Annotated in this window: 17 protein-coding genes and 4 pseudogenes; 11 read left to right on the top strand and 10 right to left on the bottom strand. The window is 61.2% G+C overall.

The annotated features are described in order from the left end of the window. From nifN to fdxB, 5 genes are read left to right on the top strand one after another with little or no spacing between them, the layout of a single operon-like run. Complete coding sequence (gene nifN, locus ABIF91_RS09480) at positions 1–1,410, top strand: nitrogenase iron-molybdenum cofactor biosynthesis protein NifN (protein ID WP_028181779.1); 1,410 nt, start codon at positions 1–3, stop codon at positions 1,408–1,410. Next, the gene (gene nifX / locus ABIF91_RS09485) at positions 1,407–1,802 is read left to right on the top strand and encodes a nitrogen fixation protein NifX (RefSeq protein WP_011084556.1); all 396 of its coding nucleotides are present in this window, start codon (positions 1,407–1,409) and stop codon (positions 1,800–1,802) included. Before nifN ends, nifX begins: the two co-directional genes overlap by 4 nt. A gap of 6 nt (positions 1,803–1,808) precedes the next feature. Further along, positions 1,809–2,273, top strand: coding sequence for a NifX-associated nitrogen fixation protein (locus ABIF91_RS09490; RefSeq protein WP_050995284.1), 465 nt, complete (start codon positions 1,809–1,811; stop codon positions 2,271–2,273). A gap of 19 nt (positions 2,274–2,292) precedes the next feature. Then, entirely contained in the window at positions 2,293–2,487 is a 195-nt protein-coding gene (locus ABIF91_RS09495) for a CCE_0567 family metalloprotein (protein ID WP_026312876.1), read from the top strand. Between the two features lie 10 nt (positions 2,488–2,497). After that, positions 2,498–2,791, top strand: a complete 294-nt coding sequence (gene fdxB / locus ABIF91_RS09500) for a ferredoxin III, nif-specific (protein ID WP_011084559.1) — start codon at positions 2,498–2,500, stop codon at positions 2,789–2,791. A 114-nt stretch (positions 2,792–2,905) separates the two neighbouring features. On the opposite strand, the gene ABIF91_RS09505 is transcribed toward fdxB, so the two are convergent. The 7 genes and pseudogenes from ABIF91_RS09505 to tnpA form a co-directional block, all read right to left on the bottom strand. Beyond that, a complete protein-coding gene (locus tag ABIF91_RS09505; protein WP_063712394.1) occupies positions 2,906–3,556 on the bottom strand; it encodes a UPF0149 family protein in 651 nt (216 codons plus the stop codon). Continuing rightward, positions 3,553–3,777: pseudogene (locus ABIF91_RS09510) on the bottom strand (transposase domain-containing protein); the annotation flags it as partial. The gene ABIF91_RS09505 and the pseudogene ABIF91_RS09510, both read right to left, overlap by 4 nt. Before the next feature lie 75 nt (positions 3,778–3,852). Next, the gene (gene istB / locus ABIF91_RS09515; RefSeq protein WP_038952109.1) at positions 3,853–4,620 is read right to left on the bottom strand and encodes an IS21-like element IS1631 family helper ATPase IstB; all 768 of its coding nucleotides are present in this window, start codon (positions 4,618–4,620) and stop codon (positions 3,853–3,855) included. A gap of 4 nt (positions 4,621–4,624) precedes the next feature. Next, on the bottom strand, positions 4,625–6,382 hold the full coding sequence (gene istA, locus ABIF91_RS09520) for an IS21-like element IS1631 family transposase (RefSeq protein ID WP_424579105.1): 1,758 nt from the start codon (positions 6,380–6,382) through the stop codon (positions 4,625–4,627). 66 nt (positions 6,383–6,448) lie between these two features. Beyond that, the gene (gene tnpC / locus ABIF91_RS09525; protein WP_424579106.1) at positions 6,449–7,819 is read right to left on the bottom strand and encodes an IS66 family transposase; all 1,371 of its coding nucleotides are present in this window, start codon (positions 7,817–7,819) and stop codon (positions 6,449–6,451) included. A gap of 50 nt (positions 7,820–7,869) precedes the next feature. Beyond that, positions 7,870–8,226 carry an IS66 family insertion sequence element accessory protein TnpB gene (gene tnpB, locus ABIF91_RS09530; protein WP_018273742.1) on the bottom strand — a complete coding sequence of 119 codons (357 nt, stop codon included), beginning with the start codon at positions 8,224–8,226 and terminating at the stop codon, positions 7,870–7,872. Next, the gene (tnpA, locus tag ABIF91_RS09535; protein WP_424578819.1) at positions 8,223–8,645 is read right to left on the bottom strand and encodes an IS66-like element accessory protein TnpA; all 423 of its coding nucleotides are present in this window, start codon (positions 8,643–8,645) and stop codon (positions 8,223–8,225) included. Before tnpA ends, tnpB begins: the two co-directional genes overlap by 4 nt. 646 nt (positions 8,646–9,291) lie before the next feature. Between tnpA and ABIF91_RS09540 the strand changes: the two are divergent. The 4 genes and pseudogenes from ABIF91_RS09540 to ABIF91_RS09555 form a co-directional block, all read left to right on the top strand. Then, positions 9,292–10,253: pseudogene (locus tag ABIF91_RS09540) on the top strand (IS3-like element ISRj2 family transposase); the annotation flags it as partial. 165 nt (positions 10,254–10,418) lie between these two features. After that, positions 10,419–11,960: an IS21-like element ISFK1 family transposase gene (istA, locus tag ABIF91_RS09545; RefSeq protein WP_304495197.1), complete on the top strand. Its 1,542-nt coding sequence runs from the start codon at positions 10,419–10,421 to the stop codon at positions 11,958–11,960. A gap of 18 nt (positions 11,961–11,978) precedes the next feature. Continuing rightward, a complete protein-coding gene (gene istB / locus ABIF91_RS09550) occupies positions 11,979–12,740 on the top strand; it encodes an IS21-like element ISFK1 family helper ATPase IstB (protein WP_011090937.1) in 762 nt (253 codons plus the stop codon). A 95-nt stretch (positions 12,741–12,835) separates the two neighbouring features. After that, a pseudogene (locus ABIF91_RS09555) lies at positions 12,836–13,021 on the top strand (integrase core domain-containing protein); the annotation flags it as partial. A gap of 328 nt (positions 13,022–13,349) precedes the next feature. Here ABIF91_RS09555 and ABIF91_RS09560 read toward each other — a convergent pair. Next, the gene (locus tag ABIF91_RS09560; protein WP_014497801.1) at positions 13,350–13,535 is read right to left on the bottom strand and encodes a hypothetical protein; all 186 of its coding nucleotides are present in this window, start codon (positions 13,533–13,535) and stop codon (positions 13,350–13,352) included. Positions 13,536–13,774: 239 nt separating this feature from the next. After that, on the bottom strand, positions 13,775–14,788 hold the full coding sequence (trpD, locus tag ABIF91_RS09565; protein ID WP_014497800.1) for an anthranilate phosphoribosyltransferase: 1,014 nt from the start codon (positions 14,786–14,788) through the stop codon (positions 13,775–13,777). 982 nt (positions 14,789–15,770) lie between these two features. Between trpD and ABIF91_RS09570 the strand changes: the two genes are divergently transcribed. Continuing rightward, on the top strand, positions 15,771–17,039 hold the full coding sequence (locus tag ABIF91_RS09570) for an IS256 family transposase (protein ID WP_424579109.1): 1,269 nt from the start codon (positions 15,771–15,773) through the stop codon (positions 17,037–17,039). 320 nt (positions 17,040–17,359) lie between these two features. Further along, positions 17,360–17,713: pseudogene (locus tag ABIF91_RS09575) on the top strand (helix-turn-helix domain-containing protein); the annotation flags it as partial. Between the two features lie 98 nt (positions 17,714–17,811). Here the strand turns inward: ABIF91_RS09575 and istB (ABIF91_RS09580) are convergent. Beyond that, positions 17,812–18,573 carry an IS21-like element ISFK1 family helper ATPase IstB gene (gene istB / locus ABIF91_RS09580; RefSeq protein ID WP_011090937.1) on the bottom strand — a complete coding sequence of 254 codons (762 nt, stop codon included), beginning with the start codon at positions 18,571–18,573 and terminating at the stop codon, positions 17,812–17,814. Between the last annotated feature and the right edge of the window lie 10 nt (positions 18,574–18,583).

Consider the following 18,583-nt stretch of genomic DNA (forward strand, 5'->3'; position numbering starts at 1 on the left):
ATGGCCCTGGTCACGGCGCCGACAAAAGCCTGCGTTGTCAACCCGCTGAAGATGAGCCAGCCGATCGGCGGCGCATACGCCTTCATGGGGCTGCGCGGTGCGATGCCGCTTCTGCACGGCTCACAGGGGTGCACATCCTTCGGTCTCACGCTCTTTGTCCGGCACTTCAAAGAAGCAATACCGCTGCAGACCACCGCGATGAGCGAGGTCGCGACCGTACTCGGCGGATATGAAAATTTGGAGCAGGCGATACTTAACATCTCCAAGCGCGCTAAGCCGAAGATCATCGGAATCTGCTCGACCGGTGTCACCGAGACCAACGGCGACGATGTGGAAGCGTACCTCAAACTAATCCGGAGTGCGTATCCGCAACTCACAAAGTTGCCGCTCGTATATGTATCAACGCCTGATTTCAAGGGCGCGTTCCAGGATGGGTGGGAGAAGGCAGTTGGACGCATGGTGGAGGTGCTGGTGGACCGGCCAAGTGCCAATGGCCTGCGGGATCCCTCGAAGGTAAATGTTCTACCGGGGTGTCACCTGACGCCCGGCGACCTTGATGAACTCCGTGCCTTGCTGGAGGATTTCGGATTGTACCCCTCCTTTCTCCCTGACTTGGCGGGATCGCTCGACGGGCATATCCCCGATGAGTTTACGTCAACGACCATCGGCGGCATTGACGTCGACGAGATCGCGAGCATGGGGCGCGCAGGGTGGACCATTGCAATCGGTGCGCAGATGCAGCGCGCGGCTGAGGTCATGCAGACTAAAACCGGGGTGCCTTTTCGTGTGTTCGAGCGACTGTGTGGTCTTCATCCAAACGACGATTTCATGATGTTTTTGAGCGAGATTAGCGGGCGCCCGATACCCTCGAAATATCGACGCCAGCGCAGTCAGCTCGCCGATGCTATGTTGGACGCGCACTTCCATATTGGCGGCCGCAAAGTCGCGATCGGTGCCGAGCCAGACCTTCTGTTCGATTTATCCGGCATGCTGCACGATATGGGCGCGCAGGTGACCGTCGCCGTGACGACCACTCAGTCTGAGGTGATCGAGCGAATCAGGACCAAGGAGGTTCTCATTGGTGACCTCGAAGATCTGGAAGGATTTGCAAAAGAAAAGCATTGCGATCTGCTGATCACGCATTCGCATGGAAGGCAAGCGGCGGGGCGGCTGAAAGTGCCGTTCTATCGCGTAGGTTTTCCGATATTCGATCGGCTTGGCGCGGGCCACCAAGTATCCGTCGGCTATCGTGGTACCCGCAATGTGATCTTCCAAATCGCCAATCTCGTGATCGCGCATCGCGACGAGAACGACCGACCTACACCCGATAGGTGGCGGACCACGCCCGGACTGCCACAACACGTGGGGCATCGCCGCTCCACTGGCGCGCCTGAAAGGTCAATTGCATGAAGGTCGCTTTTGCCACTCAGGATCTGAGACGCGTCGATGCTCATTTTGGCTGGGCAAAGAATATTGCAATCTACGATGTCGCGCCCAGCGGGCATGTCTTTCTTAAAGCTATCGAGTTTGAGGGCGATCTTGAGGAGGACGGCAGTGGTGACAAGTTGGCGCCAAAGATCCAGGCGATCAAGGATTGCGCCATCCTATACGTCGCGGCCATTGGTGGTGCCGCGGCTGCGCGAGTGGTGGCCAGCAAAATTCATCCTATCAAGGTGAGCAAACCGGAAAGCATTCACGTGTTGCTGGAAAAGCTCGAGTCGGTGCTGAAGGGCACGCCACCTCCCTGGCTGCGCAAGGTCCTTGCAAAGGACCAACCGCGATCGTTTGAGTTCGACGAATGAGATGATATGACCGCAAAAATAGCGCAGCAGGGCAGCGTCGTCGACGCACCATTTCTAATCGAGTTAGTCAAGCTTTGGCGCGCCCAGGATACCAATGAAGCCTGGGAAGGGAAGAGCGACCTTGATCTGCTCGAACCCTATATCCTGAACAGGGAGAGACGACGCGCATTGCCGATCATCGGTGATCCCGATCCCAATACACTATGGCGGCTTGAGTTGTTCTTCAATGCGGTCGGCCTGTCAGTAGAGAGGGAGACCGGCATTATGGTTCAGCCGATCCTGAAGCTGCATCATGAAGGCTTCGGGCGCATAGTGCTCATCGCAGGGCGGTTGGTCGCCGTAAACAAGCAGCTGCGCGACGTGCATCGCTTCGGATTCGATAATTGCGTCAAGCTGGCTCAAGAGGGGGATAGATATGTCAGCGAGGGAATTGGCCTGATTCGGAAATTTCCAGACGTGGCTAACTATTGAGGATACTCACTCATGGGCGATCAGTGAAATACTGAAGGCCGAACTAAAGAAAGTGTCCGCCAAGGCGATACAGGCCAAGATGGATCTGCACGACCTTTCGGAAGAATTGCCCATCAACTGGACGTCGATTATGGCGGTGGCGCAGAAGGCGTACGATGTCTATGTCGAACTGGAGCGCAAGAGTCGCGAGCTAAAAGAGCTGGAAAATACTTGAAGGGCAATGCATGTCATTTGCAACGCGAGACGGCCGCGACTGGATGCCACAATACCTAGCCTCGATCGATGCCAAGAAGTGCATCGGCTGTGGCCGCTGTTTCAAGGTGTGCGGTCAAGATGTCATGACTTTGAAAGGCATCAACGAGGAGGGCGAACTCGTCAACCTTGACAATGACGCGGACGATGAAGTCGAAAAAAAGATTATGGTTCTGAACGATCAGGGCGCCTGCATCGGCTGCGGTGCGTGCGATAGGGTTTGCCCGGCCAGCTGCCAGACCCACGTCCCAGCCGCAGCTGCATGAGCGAAGGGGATCTATCTCCCGTTCGCCGCAGCGCGTGGAGGGAGGCCCCGCTGGATCAGGTCAATCGTAAACGGTACGAGAGGCCCACGGAGCCACGGACTTGGTGCGGACGGCCTACGCACCGCGCTTGAAGCGTATAGGCATCCAGAACTGCCGGAGGGCCTCGACGGTTGCTGGAATGTTGCGCCAGGCGTTTTGGATGATGGGCTGCGTTCCCAGCGTGCGCCGGGCCGGGGGTAGCAAGGGTCGACCGGCGTCGTCGATGCAATGGACCAAGATCGGCCGCAGCATAAGGTGTTCGGTTCCATTCGGGGGGAGAAGCCGCGACCAGACGAGAAGCCGAAGCTTCATGACGGCGTAGAAGCCCATGCACCAGGGCTGCGGGTCGACTTCGCCGTCCGGTGATCGCACGAACAGCGGCTCGAAGCTCTCCGGTCTCGTCGACAGCGTCTCGCTGATAGCGTTGTGGCGCATCAGCGTGGCGGCGATTGCCGAGAACTCCTCGGTGTCGTGATTGAAGGCGTCGGGATCTACGCCGAGGAGCGGGCACACCCATTCCTCGGACGCCATCGAGACCGGCCCGGCGACGACCGCGGCCACCGCGCCATCGAGCATGGAGAGCGACGTCGCCCGCGGATGCCGAAGCGTCGGCGACCTGGCGCGCTTGCTGATCCATTGCCCGAGCCGTTCGAACGACATGGCATAGTCCGCCATCGTCGTCTTGCGTGCTTTTCGCGTTCCCCGCCCTTGCTTCGGCTTCGTCATGCCACGGCCCGCTTTTCGGCTTCGCGTGCGGCCTTCCAGTTCCAGGCCAGAAGTTCGTGAAGCTGGTTGGTCTTCGTGGCGCCGCTCACCATGCGATCGAGAACGTCGACGAGATACGCCTCGGGGTCGAGGCCATTCAATTTCGCTGTGTTAAGAAGCGAAGCGAGTATCGCCCAGGTCTCGCCCCCGCCTTCGTCACCACTGAACAACGAGTTCTTTTTCCCCGCGGGTCACTTCAAATTCCTCCGGGTGTGGTCAGTCAAATTCCTCCACCCGCGAGGCAGGACAAGGGACTGTTAGTTTGAGTTTGTTTCCCGGGCAAGAGCTTCAGCGGCTTCTTTGAGCCGATAGCTGCGTCCGTCGAACTCAAGCAGATGGCAATGATGCATAAGGCGATCGAGGATCGTCGTGCTCATAGTGTTGTCCCCAAGGTATGCCCCCCAATCCTGCACGACGCGATTGGAGGTGACGATGACGCTGCGGCGCAGTTTGTAACGCTGATGGATCAGGGTCTGCAGCAAAGTGCCGGCGTCGTCGGGGATGGCGCGTGCGAGGAATAGATCGTCCAGCACGAGGAGATCGCAGTCGATGATGGTTCGCAGCCGGACCTCGCGTTGTGCCGGAGAGTTCAGGGCGTAGCGGTGGAAGAAGTCGTCGGTCTCAAGATACTGGACCTTGTGGCTTTGCAGGATCGCCTGATAGGCAATCGCCTTGGCGATGTGCGACTTCCCGGTGCCAGGTTTGCCAACAAGCAGAGCGTTCTCGCCAGCGGCAATGAACGCCAGGGTGTGGAGCTGGAAGCAGGTCTGACGTGGCAGTTTGGGATTGAAGGACCAGTCGAACTCGGCGAGCGTCAGCTTTTCGTCGAGCCCGGATTGCTGGTATCGCCGCTCGATAAGACGGGACTGACGACGGTCCAGTTCATCCTGCAGGATAAGGGAGAAGGTCTCGAGGAAGGGCTGGTTGGCGCCCTGCGCCTGGAGCACGCGCGTCTGCAGCGTGTCGCGGACACCCGACAGGCGCAGCTGTCGTAGGCAACGCTCAATTTCCGGCATGGTCATCATGTGGCTAGGTCTCCAGTTTAAGGTGAGAAGGTGCAGCGGGAGCGCTCGTGGCGCCGGAGTTGGCCGGGGTTGCGCAGGCGACACGAGCGCGGATTGCCGTGGCGTGATCGTCGTGAGCCTCGGCCTGCCGACCATTGTCGTCGGCGTCGCGCCGCACAGCGCGGCTGAAGAGGTCGCCGTATTCCGCGGGGGTACGGATCAGCGGATGATCCTGGGTGAGCGGCGATGCCGGCTGTGGCGTCACTCCAACCTGCTCGATCGCCTGTTCGAACAACCGCTCGACGGTCGCACGCACGTGCTTGTAGCGGTAGATGCGGTTGTCGATGGCGTGCGCGCAGGCCTGCTCGACCAGCCGCGCCGGATACTTCCGGCCCAGCCCGACAATGCCCCACATCGCGCGCTGTCCGGGGCGCCCTTCGGTGTCGAACACCTGCTGGCACAAGGCCCTGGTCTGCGGTCCGATGCGCTCGGCGCTCGCCAGCAGCACGGCGGTTTGCCGCGACGGGTTGAACGGCCGTTCGCTGGTCGGCAGGACGACAGAACCGGGGTGCGCCATCCGGGAATGAACACGCAGCAGCGCACGGGTGTGGCGATCACGGATCTCGATCGTGGTGGTGTAGATGCGCACGACGACCTGGCTGCCGATCGGCGCGGGCCGCGCGGCGTAATAGCTGTTGTCGACGCGTACGGCGGTGTCGTCGCAGACAGTCCGGACGACTTCGGTGAAGATGCGGAAGGGAGCGACAGGCAGCGGCCGCAGGTGCGGCTTCTCTTCCTGGAACATCGCCTCGACCTGACGGCGCGTGCTGCCGTGGATGCGTTTGGAAGCCCAGTTCTCCTCCCAGTGCCTCAAGAACTCGTTTTGCGCCTCCAGCGTCTCGAAGCGCCGTCCGGCCAGCGCAGTGCCCTGGGTATGTTGAATCGCATTCTCGACGCATCCTTTCCGATTTGGATCGGCCACGCGCGCGGGATCGGCGACCACGGCGTAATGAGCCAGCATCGCGCTGTAAATCGGGTTGAGCTGGGGCTCGTACAAATCCGGCTTGAGGACGCCTTCCTTCAGGTTGTCGAGCACGACATAGCTGGGGACCCCGCCAAAATACCGGAACGCCTCTTCGTGGAGCTGCGCCCAGACTTGTTGGCTGGACTTCCAGACTACCCGCCGGAAGCTGCGCCGCGAGTAGCGTAGCGTCATCACGAACAGGCGGGGACGACGGTACCGCCCGCTCTTCGGATCAACCGTCGGCGCGCCCTCGCCATAGTCGACCTGAGCTTCCTCGCCGGGGAGGAACTCAAGACGATCAAACTGCTCAGGATCAGCGTGCCGCAACCGGCGCACAAACCGCTTGACACTCTGGTAGCTGGACGGAAAGCCAAATTGATCAACCAGGTCCTGGTAAATCGCCTGCGCGTTCCGCTTCAGCCGGACCTGTTCTTCGATCCACGTCCGATGCGCTTCGCAAGCCGAACGGGCCAGGCTGCTGGTGACCGTCGCTTCCGATGTCCCAAAAGCCGGTGGTCGGGGTGGAGGAATTTGGCCGTCCGCGCTCACCGAGCCGGTGGTCACTTCCCCGGGGGAATTTGCCTCCGCACCGGCCCGCAGCGCCTGATAACGCCGGATCGTCTTGCGATCGACACCCGTCAGCCGGTGAATCTCGCGCTGGCTGGTGTTGCGATCAAGTAATGTAAGTACGGTGCTTTGCAGATGTCGCTTCAAGACGTTCAACTCCCCGGCCCCTTGCTGGCTAAAGGGGTCGAACATAAACGTCCTGCCTGACCGGCTACTGCTGTTCAGCGGCGCTGACGGCGATCATCAGGTGGGGGAGTTTCAAGTGACCATACCCGGGGGATTTTGACCGACCCACGGGGTTTTTCCGATCGCAATTGGCCTGATCGATCGTTCGACCGTGTTGGTGTCCGGCTCGAGCCGCCCGTCATCCAGGAACGTCGTCAGGCCCTGCCAGCGTTCGAGCATGTAGTCGATCGCCTTGATGAGCGTCGAGCGGCGGGAGATCCCGTCCTTCACCGCGATCAGACGGGCCCTCAACGCCTCCATCAGCGGCTTCGTCTCGGCCTGTCGCGTCGCGCGGCGTTCCCCAGCATCGAGACCGCGGATCCTCTCCTCGATCGCGTAGACGGCCGCAATGCGCTCGATGACCTCCGCGGCGAAGGGTGAGTTCGTCGTCTTGTGCACCCTCACGAAGTTGCGGCGCGCGTGAACGAGACAATACGCCAGCTGGATCTGGCCCGACATCATCGCATCGCCCGCCAGCGAGGCGTAGGCGGCATAGCCGTCGACTTGCAGCACGCCTTCGAAGCCGGCTAACTGCGCCACGATCTCCTTTTTGCCGCGACCACCTGCGAACACGTAGGCGACCGCCGGCGGCGCCGGCCCCTTCCACGCCCGATCGTCCGTCGCGTGCGCCCAGAACTGGCAGATCCTCGTGCGGCCGCGTCCCGGATCGAGCACTGGCATCGGCGTCTCGTCGCAGAACAGCCGCTCGAAGCCGTGCATAGTCTTCAGTTGCAGATCGTAGAGGCCCCTGACCAGCCACGCCGCGCTCCCCATCCAGCGCGCCAGCGTCTGACGGTCGACGACGACACCCTGACCCGCCAGGATCTGCGTCTGGCGATAGAGCGTCGATTGCCAGGCATATTTGGCCGCGGCGATATGCGCGATCAGCGCCGTCGTTGCCATGCCGCCCTCGACGAGCCGCGCCGGTGCCGGGGCCTGGACAATCGGGCCCTCACAGGAGCGGCAGGCGTATTTTGGACGGATCGTGCGGAGCACGCGCAGCCACGCGGGAACCCGATCGAGCGCTTCGCTGCTCTCCTCGCCGATCCGATGCATCTGACCCGTGCAGCACGGGCACAGCGTGGACGCCGGCTCGATCACCCGCTCGACCCGAGGCAGATGCGCCGGCAGCGCGCCGATGTTGCGCTTCGCTTTGCGCCGCTCCGGCCGCGGCGCGTCCGGTTTGTCGTCATTGGCCGGGAGCTGTGAGCCGGCGGTCCGTTCCAGATCAAACGCGATCTGTTCGGCGCAGACGATCGCCGCGCGCTCCGATCGTGCGCCGAAGATCAGGCTCTTCAACGTGGCGATCTCTGCGCGCAGATCATCGTTCTCGCCTTCGAAAGCCAGCACCATCTCGGCAAGAGCCGCAGGGTCAGAGGGGAGATCTTCGGGGCGAAGCGCCATATCGCAGAGCTACACGAACGCACTCGCAATCGCCAGCAAAACAAGACGCTTCAGGCAACCTTCGTCGGCCGCTTCGTCACCTTCGGGACCACACGCGACCACTCCGCAAGACCTTCAATCAGCATCGCCAGTTGCGCCCCCGTCACCGGCATCGTACCCTCGCGAACAGGTGGCCAGGCAAAGCCCCCATTCTCCAGCCACTTCGTCGCTAGAACCATTCCCGAGCCGTCAAAAACCAGTAGCTTCAAACGATCCGATCGCTTCGATCGGAAGACATAAACGTCACCGCTGTAGGGCTTGCCGCCTAATCCCTCCGCTACCAGCGCGACAAGGCCATGAACGCCTTTACGAAAGTCAATCGGCTGCGTCGCGACGAACACACGGACCATTGGACCGAAAGAGATCATCGCGTCGATCTCACCGCCGCCAGCACGCGCTCCAGCGTCGCGGCGTCGACGCCGACGGGCACGCGCACCGTCGCGCCCGCGATCATCACCTCGATCCGCTCGGCCGGATCCGTCAGAACATGCGCCTTATCGATCGCGTTCGGCTGCGCCTCGACGGCGGCCTGGAGCCTGACTTGCACGAACTGCGGCGCTTCGCTCGACGCGAGCCGCGCCTGGCGCCGCCACACACTGAGCAGTCCCCGGTTCACCCCGTTGCGTCGAGCCACCTCGGAAATGCTCGTCTCCGGATCGGCACTCTCGGCCACGATCCGCGCCTTCTCCGCATCGCTCCAACTGCGCCGTCGCCTCTCCCCTGTGATCACCTCGATCCGCTGATAGGAGGCGGCATCATGCCCGTCTTGATGTCTGTCTTGATGCATGGAACGAGCGTCCCTCGCGTTGTCAAATCCACGCGCGAGTCTCGCTCATCCCGTCCACCTAAACGAGGTGGGGTCGTCGTACCGCTATCGGTCAATCCGCAACGGAGACTCGTGCCAGCCGGCCCGAATGGCCCGATTTTTTCCCTGAATGGCAAGACGGAACGAGCGGAGATGCGCATGGCCGAATGCTGCTCAGCCCCGAGGCAAGCCATACCGGCTGTCTGGCGCCTGCTTGCAAGTCTCGCTCGTATCGCAGGATCCGCGTTTTGTCGAAAAGCGACTTGGCCTTGGGCGGGCGATCATATTACCGTCGTGGTCGTCTAGTCGGTTTTCCGAATAGGCACTTCCTTCGGAGCCAGTCGTGCTCATCCTATCCTGTGGCCTTCGGTTGCGGGATCGGCAGGAGCGAAAGTCTGCCGCGGTCCACGGGTTTTACAATTGTCCGGCCGATCATAGCCGCCGATCGCGTTGAAGCGCATGTGATGGTGGCACCTGTGTCTTCGCGATTCTATCCTGGGACCGGATGGTGCTGCTCCGAATTGGATGACAGTGCAATAGAGAGCTGGCCCCGCAAATTCGGACAGTAGCTTGAGTGGATTTTCTGCCTGACAGCGGCGAGGATTCTTGCTGCGAATCAGGAGCGAAGATGACGAAGAAGAGCCGCCGGACGCATTCTCCGGCATTCAAGGCGAAGGTTGCTTTGGCTGCGGTCAAAGGCGACAAGACACTGGCGGAGCTGGCGCAACTGTTTGATGTTCATCCGAACCAGATCACGATCTGGAAAAACCAGCTCCTGGAAGGCGCCGCCGGCGTGTTTGGGCATGACAAGACATCGGCCGAGACGCCGGTCGATTTGAAGGCGTTACATGCCAAGATCGGCGAGCTGGCGTTGGAAAACGATTTTTTGTCCGGCGCGCTCACCAAGGCGGGCCTGCTGAGCGCAAAGCGATGATCGACCGCGATCATGATCTTTCTATCGTGCGCCAGGCGAAGGTCCTGAAGCTGGCTCGCAGCACGGTCTACTATGAACCTCGGCCAGTTTCGGCCGAGGACCTTGCCTTGATGCGTCGGCTCGATGAGCTGCATCTCGATTATCCCTTCGCGGGAGCGCGTATGCTGCGATCGTTGCTGCGGCGGGAGGGCGTATACGCCGGTCGCCGCCACATCGCGACGCTGATGAAGCGCATGGGGATCGAGGCGGTCTATCGTCGCCCGAACACGAGCAAGCCGGCTCCGGGTCACAAGATCTACCCGTACCTGTTGCGCGGATTGAAGATCGAGCGGCCCGACCATGCGTGGGCAATGGACATCACCTACATTCCGATGCGGCGTGGCTTCGTCTATCTCGCGGCGGTCGTCGATGTGTTCAGCCGACGGGTCCTGGCCCATCGCGTCTCGATCACAATGGAGGCGGCCTTCTGCGTCGAAGCGGTCCAGGAGGCGTTGGCGAAGCACGGCAGGCCCGAGATTTTCAACACGGATCAGGGCAGCCAGTTCACCAGCCTCGAGTTCACCGATGTGCTGCTGGACGCGAAGATCGCCATCAGCATGGACGGCAAGGGCGCCTGGCGCGACAACGTGTTTGTCGAGCGGCTCTGGCTGCGCGTTTCGCGGGATCGTGAGCGCGGATTTCAGGGGATCGTGAGCAGAGATTTCAGACGATCGTGAGCAACGATTTCGCGGGATCGTGAGCAAGGCTTTCGGAGCCTTGCAGCGCTTCGGCCGACAACTCAACCGGCTTAGGGATGACCTCGTGGTTAACGAGGAAGTCCAATGCCTACCCAGAGATTGTCGATGCGCCGGATCAAGGAAGTCCTTCGGTTAAAACATTTTCAAGGCCTGCCAGAGCGGGCCATCGCGCGGAGCGTGGGCGTCAGCAACGGCGTTGTGCACAGCTACCTGAGCCGCGCCCGCTCTGCTGGGTTGAGCTGGCCGCTTCCGGAGGGAATGACCGATGAAGACCTGGAGCTTTTGCTTTTCCCGGCCCCACGACCAGCGTCTCAGAGCCCGCAGCGGCCGGTGCCCGACTGGAGCTACATCGATAAAGAGCTCCGCCGGCGCGGCGTAACCCGTCGCCTGCTCTGGGAGGAGTATCGCGCCGTTAATCCCGACGGTTTCGGGTACACGTGGTTCTGCACTACCTACGAGGCCTGGAAGGGGCGGGTCCGACCTTCGATGCGGCAGATTCATCTGGGCGGCGAGAAGGTGTTCGTGGATTTCGCCGGCGACACCATCGACATCGTCGATCCCCTGACCGGGGAAGTGCAGCCGATGAAGCTGTTCGTCGCGGCGATGGGCGCTTCGAACTACACCTACGCCGAGGCCTGCCCCAGCGAGAGCTTGGCCGACTGGATCCGGGCCCACGTCAACTTGTTCACGTTTTTGAGCGGAACGCCGACGTTCGTGGTCTGCGACAACCTCAAAGCCGCCGTCAGCAACCCCGACCGCTACGATCCCGGCCTCAATCGCACTTATGCCGAGATGGCGAGCCATTACGGCACGGCCATTCTCGCCGCACGGCCGCGGCGCCCAAAAGACAAGGCGAAGGTCGAGGTCGCGGTGCAAATCGCCCAGCGCTGGATTCTGGCCCGGCTGCGCAATCAGCGCTTCTTTTCCCGGGCCGAGCTCAACGCCGCCATCAAGACACTCGTCGACGAACTCAATGCTCGTCAAATGCGTGGCTTCGGCTCAAGCCGCGCCGAACTGTTTGCCGAACTCGACAAACCCAAGCTAACCCCGCTGCCAGATCAGCCTTATGCCTTCGCACGCTGGAAGCGCTGCCGCCTCGCTCCCGATTATCATGTCGAGGTCGACGGCCATTGGTACTCCGCGCCGTATCGTCTGATTGGCGAGCTGGTCGATGCCCGTATCGACGATCGGACGGTCGAGATCTTCCACAAGGGCCAGCGGATCGCCAGCCATGCCCGCGCGCCCAACCGACGCGGACACACCACCATCGCCGACCACATGCCCAGCGCCCATCGCCGCTACGGCAAATGGACCCCCGCCGCGGTGATCGCCGCCGGCGAGCGGATCGGTCCTTCGACAGCAGCGTTTTTCCAGGCCGTGATCGACGCCCGCCCCCATCCAGAACAAGGCTTTCGAACCTGCCTTGGCATTCTGGCGCTCGTCAAAAGCTACGGCGCCGAACGCCTCGACGCAGCCTGCCGGAGGGGCATCCTCATCAAGGCGCGCTCCGTCGCCTCGATTAGATCGATCCTCCAGAACGGCCTCGATCGCACGTTCTTCGACGAATCTTTCGAGCACCAGCCCCTGCGCCACGGCAACATCCGCGGACGCGACTACTTCCACTGAAGCAAGGAGAGACCCGGCATGCTTAACCACCCAACCCACGAACGGCTGATCGAGCTTGGCCTGACCGGAATGGCCAAGGCCTTCGAGGAGCAGCGCCGATCGCCCGATCTCGAAGCCCTGCCGTTCGAAGATCGCATCGGCCTGTTGGTCGACCGCGAAGCCGCCGAACGCGACACCAGGCGGCTCACCACGCGCCTCAAGATCGCCGCACTGCGCCAGACTGCTTGCGTCGAGGACGTCGATCTGCGCACCCCGCGGGGCATCGACCGCGCCGTTTTCGCCAAACTCGTCGAAGGTCGCTGGATCGATCGCCACGAGAATTTGCTCGTCACCGGGGCAACCGGCCTGGGCAAAAGTTGGTTAGCCTGCGCGCTCGGCCACAAGGCCTGCCGCGACAACCGATCAGTCCTCTATCATCGCGTTCCAAGGCTGTTCGAGGCGCTCGCGCTCGCGCGCGGAGACGGACGTTACGCCCGGCTCCTCAAAAGCCTCGGCCGCGCTCAGCTTCTGATTTTGGATGATTGGGGACTATCGGTGCTCACCGCCGCGGAACGCCGCGATCTGCTCGAAATCCTCGAGGACCGCCATGGCCGCGCATCCACCATCGTCACAAGTCAGCTCCCCGTGGACACCTGGCATGGAGCCATTGGGGACCCCACGGTCGCCGACGCCATTCTCGATCGCCTCGTCCACAACGCCCACCGCCTCCAGCTCACCGGAGAAAGCATGCGAAAACGCAGCGCCAAAACCATCACCCTTGACGGCCAACCAGAACACTGACTCTATCTCCCATCGGCCGTAGCGGGCTGCTCACGATCGTCTGAATTCAGTGCTCACGATCGCGCGAAATCGATGCTCACGATCCGTGAAATCCGCAGCTCTGGCGCACGGTCAAATACGAAGAAGTATATCTCCGCGCCTACGACAGCGTGTCCGAGGCGCGAGCGTCAATTGCCAAGTATCTGGCCTTCTACAATCAGGGACGCCCTCACTCGAGCCTTGACGGGCGCACGCCCGACGAGGCTTACTTCGGCACGCAAGCTATGGTGATGGCCGCATGACCGTCGCCGACGGTTTTGTCGTCGCTCTGGTCGGGCTACGCCCTCCCGACGCAACGACAAAACCGTAAAGCCCCGCGTTCAGCATAACCCGGCAGGAATCCACTTAAATCCAGCGGGGCGCTGTCCAAACAACCGGGGCCAGCTCTCACGTCGCCGCTCGCTTCCGGCGAAATTTGGAGTTGCTCAGGGGGCGTATGCGGGAATCACCATCGGCGGTCAGTCTGAGAAGGCGAGATATCGAAGCCAAGCTTGGCAAGTGTTTTTGGCGTTTGCGTAAAGCGCCACGCTGGCCTGCCAGTCTCTCGGCATGTAGGCGGCAACGGCGCACCTAATGCGCTCTCAGCAGAACACGTCGTTTTGCCTCGAAAAGATGCTCATCCAGGGTATCGTGCAGCGCACGCCGCAGCTCTGGCGGGATGGAGCTATCTGTATCGATCAATTCCCGAAACTTCCGGATGATGTGTTCTATTGTTGCGATCGTTCCCAGTGTTTCCATCCTCTGCCAGGGCATCATCCATTGTCTCCTTTGGCGCGTAACGCACGTTGCGCCGCGGGTCCTCACCTCAGCAACCGGGCCGAGAACAGCCTCTAGTCGGCAAAGGGGTGGCTGTCGGACACCTGCTCAGCGCGAGTTGTTTCGTCAGCGGCGCTCACTCAAATTCCGCAGAAGTGGCGCGCATTTGCAGCTGCAATATTCTTGCGCACGTAAGCTGCACTCTTGATCGCATTAGTCGAGCCTCAGCCAGCTCAGCTTTAGGCGTTTGAAACCGCAATCAAGCGAGTCAGCCGGGCGGCTGCAGCGCCGTGATCAAGTGATTCTTGGCCAAGTGCCACGCCTTGCTGTAGGTTCGAGGCACGACCGGCCACCACCAGTGCCGCCGCCGCGTTCAAAAGTGCGGCATCACGAAAAGGGCCTGGGAGGCCGTCGAGCACTTTCTCTAACGCAATGGCATGAGACTCGCAATCACAGCTCTCCAGCGCATCGGCGCGGTAGCGGGGGAGCCCGGCTTCTTCCGGCGTCACTTCGAACGTGCGGACTGTACCGGCCTCGACCGCAGCAACAAAGCTTGTCCCGGCGAGGGATATTTCATCGAGCCCGTCCGAGCCATGAACAACCCATACCGAATCGGCACCCAGGTTCTTCAAGACGTACGCCAATGGCTGCACCCATTTGCGAGCGAAAACTCCAAGGATCTGCCGCTTGACGCCGGCCGGATTAGACAAAGCCTCGATCAGATTGAACATTGTGTGGGTTCCAAGCACGCTTCGGATCTGGCTGATGCGCTGCATCGCAGGATAGCCGGCTGACGCAAACATGAAGCCAATGCCGGCTTCGTGCACACAACGTGCGATCGCATCAGGCTTGAGATCGACCTTTACGCCTAGACTCGCCAACACGTCTGCGGTGCTTGAACGCAAAGTCGCAGCGCGGTTAACATACTTGGCGACAGGAACGCCGGCCCCGGCGACGATGAAGGAAGCGCACGTCGATACGTTGAGCGGACGCATCGCCCCGTCGCTCGCACCAGTGATATCGATGGGGTCGCATTGCATTTCCACCTTGGGCATTAAATTCCGCATTGCGGACGCGGCGCCGGTGACTTCTTCGACTGTTTCGCCGCGGACTCTCATCCCAATCAACAAGCCACCGATCTGCGAGGGAGTTGCGTCACCCGACATCATGCTGTCGAACGCTGACGCAGCCTCCTCGCGCGTCAGTATGGCGCCCGTGGCAACTTTCGCGATGATCGACTTGAGCGGTTCCATCGAACTGTGCACGTCCCTTGTCCAATCTGAGCTCCGACCGTTCAGCCAGACGTCTTTGCAGCCGAGTGCCTTGTTGCAGCTGCCTGTCTATTCGCACTCGCTATGCCGCACTTGTCCAACAGGCGGACGACAGATGAAACGTGAGCATCTGTGGCGACGCTACAACCTGACGCTACGTGAGGGTCAAGCCCTCTCCATTCGATGGTGCCCTAGATAGGACGCCGGCGGCTGGTCAGAGGACTGCAGTCGCTTGATACCAGAACAATAGCGTCGTCTCGAGCCTGCTTGCCGGCGATATTAGGAGGGTCACAAGGCTTTTGGCTTCCGGCGCCGCCGTGGCGGGGGCCGCCGGTTAACCTTCGTGCGATGTGCTGCACGTGAGCTGGGACGACTTCTGGTAAGGAGCCGGACGGACAAGTCGTAGCACCTTCACTTCGATCTGCTGCTCTGATTGCCGATGTCCCGCCCGGAGATCACGTATCGGCATTGCTGACTGAGGCGATCTTGCTTGGATCTGAGGCAGACAGTGATAGCAAAGCGATCTGGTATGTGACTACTACAAAGGCGTAACACGTCTTCCATACAGGCCTCTTTCTCCTCTGCGGTCGGCGCTTGATCAAGCGCGTTGGCTGGCGCGAGCATGACCGTTGTCATTGCCAGGCCAAGAGCGATGGCGCCGTAGCGAAGTCCGAGGTCCGAAGCCAACTTAGTTCGTTGTTTCTGAATCATAACATTCCTTCAATTCGGGTGGGGTGACGTTTTGTTCTTGCTGTGTGCGGAGCGCATCATCTGCCAACCGGAAAGCTGCGGATCTGCTTAGCTGGCTGTCGGCAAGCTCGTTATTCTACTTTGCGGTTCTCATTGTACGGAGCCCGTCATCCGCCGGAGCTATGGCGGAATCTGGGTGATGACGGTGTGAGGAAGGCGGCGTATCGAGGCGGGTGACGAGCCTGCCAGAACCTCTCGAGGAGAGCGATACGCCATGACCGAGACTACCAATGTTCTTGCTTTCCGTCAGCCGTCCGCGGTTGATGATCCACTGACCGATATCGTTCGTGCCGGCGCGCGGGACCTGCTTGCCAGGGCGATCGAGATCGAGGTTGGCGCGTTTCTGGCCAGCACGGCCAATCTGACGCTGCCCGACGGTCGAGCGCGCCTGGTCCGACATGGGCACGGTCCGGTGCGCGAGATTGCGACCGGCATCGGTCCGGTGGAGGTCGCTCGTCCCAAGGTCCGCGACCGCGGAGCGAGCGGGCCAGGCGACCGCCTCCGCTTCAGTTCGGCAATCCTGCCGCTATGGGCGCGGCGGACGAAGAGCCTGGATGCCTTGATCCCGGTCCTCTATTTGCGCGGCATCTCGACCGGCGACTTCCAGGAGGCGCTCTCGGCGCTGCTCGGCAAGGATGCGCCGAACCTGTCGCCTTCGGTGATCGCCGGCCTGAAGGCCGATTGGCAGGTCGAGTACGAACGCTGGCAGAGACGCGATCTGTCGGCGCGTCGCTATGTCTACATCTGGGCCGATGGCGTGTACCTGCAGGCCCGCATGGAAGATCACAGCGAATGCATGCTGGTGCTGATTGGCACCACGCCGGAAGGCAAGAAGGAGCTGATCGGCTTCCAGGTCGGCGTGCGCGAGAGCGCGCAGAGCTGGCGCGAACTCCTGATCGACCTGCGGCAACACGGGTTACGGATTGCCCCGCAACTCGCCATCGGCGACGGCGCCCTCGGCTTCTGGAAGGCACTGGACGAGGCCTTTCCCGGCACGCGGCACCAACGATGCTGGTGCCATAAAGTGAGCAACGTACTCGACAAGGTCGCCAAATCCGTGCAGGGCACCATGAAGAACGACCTGCGGAACATCTATCTGGCCCCACACCGGGCCGAAGCTGAAACCGCGATCGACGTCTTCGTCGAGAAATACCACGTCAAATACGGACGTGCGGTGGAGTGCCTGATCAAGGATCGCCATGCGCTGCTCGCCTTCTTCGACTTCCCTGCTGAGCACTGGATCCACCTACGCAGCTCGAACCCGATCGAGAGCGTCTTCGCCACGGTGCGCCACCGAACGGTGCGGACCAAGGGATCGCTGTCGCAACAAACTGCGAAGCTGATGGTGTTCAAGCTCATCGACGCCGCATCGAAGACCTGGCGGCGATTGAAGAGCACGAACCAGTTGCCGAAAGTCATCGCCGGTGTAAAGTTCATCGACGGAATCGAAGTCATTCCGAACACTGAAAGCCACGCCGCCTGATCAGGCCGCGTCACCCAAAATCAGCCATAGCTCCATCCGCCGGGAATGGCATTCGATGAATCGGGGGTAGGCCTGCACCGGATGGTGTTAGGCTCTCTATTTGGTCGTCCTGGGCTAGCGTACATATTTGAAGCATTCGCAAATGTCGTGATGTCAGGAATCCCCTGGCTCTCAGTGGTGATCCCCACTTGTCCCAACTCGTACAATCTAACGATGCATGCGATTCAAAGTCTCTTCATAAGACCGATGGTCTAAAGCTGTCGGGGGCTGTGGACTAGTACCCACTTTTCTTGGAACGTGAGTCGTGATTCAAGGTCGGGATGATACCCGAAGCAAGAGAAGTCCACCTTTCGAGGAAAGATCGCAAGGTGCTTGAGGCGTGCTGTCGCTCACCGGTGACGTTGCAGCGCGATTTGAAGCGGGCGCGGATAGTTCTGTTGGCGGCGGATGGGCGCAGCACCCGGTCGATCGCCAAGGAAGTTGGGGTCCAGCCGCGGATTGTCAGCCTTTGGCGGCATCGCTATGCCGACCATGGCCTTGAAGGGCTGCAAGACAAGCCGCGGCCTGGCAAGCAGCCGATCTATACGAAGACGACCGACAAGCGGATTCTGAAGCTGCTGGATAAGCCGCCACCGCAAGGGTTTGCGCGCTGGACCGGCCCCCTGCTGGCCGAGGTGCGGATTTCACGGATCGTGAGCATCGATTTCGCGCGATCGTGAGCACTGAATTCAGACGATCGTGAGCAGCCCGCTACGGCCGATGGGAGATAGAGTCAGTGTTCTGGTTGGCCGTCAAGGGTGATGGTTTTGGCGCTGCGTTTTCGCATGCTTTCTCCGGTGAGCTGGAGGCGGTGGGCGTTGTGGACGAGGCGATCGAGAATGGCGTCGGCGACCGTGGGGTCCCCAATGGCTCCATGCCAGGTGTCCACGGGGAGCTGACTTGTGACGATGGTGGATGCGCGGCCATGGCGGTCCTCGAGGATTTCGAGCAGATCGCGGCGTTCCGCGGCGGTGAGCACCGATAGTCCCCAATCATCCAAAATCAGAAGCTGAGCGCGGCCGAGGCTTTTGAGGAGCCGGGCGTAACGTCCGTCTCCGCGCGCGAGCGCGAGCGCCTCGAACAGCCTTGGAACGCGATGATAGAGGACTGATCGGTTGTCGCGGCAGGCCTTGTGGCCGAGCGCGCAGGCTAACCAACTTTTGCCCAGGCCGGTTGCCCCGGTGACGAGCAAATTCTCGTGGCGATCGATCCAGCGACCTTCGACGAGTTTGGCGAAAACGGCGCGGTCGATGCCCCGCGGGGTGCGCAGATCGACGTCCTCGACGCAAGCAGTCTGGCGCAGTGCGGCGATCTTGAGGCGCGTGGTGAGCCGCCTGGTGTCGCGTTCGGCGGCTTCGCGGTCGACCAACAGGCCGATGCGATCTTCGAACGGCAGGGCTTCGAGATCGGGCGATCGGCGCTGCTCCTCGAAGGCCTTGGCCATTCCGGTCAGGCCAAGCTCGATCAGCCGTTCGTGGGTTGGGTGGTTAAGCATGCCGGGTCTC

The sequence above is a fragment of the Bradyrhizobium sp. USDA 241 genome (assembly GCF_049739505.1).
Classification (GTDB): Bacteria; Pseudomonadota; Alphaproteobacteria; order Rhizobiales; family Xanthobacteraceae; genus Bradyrhizobium; species Bradyrhizobium liaoningense.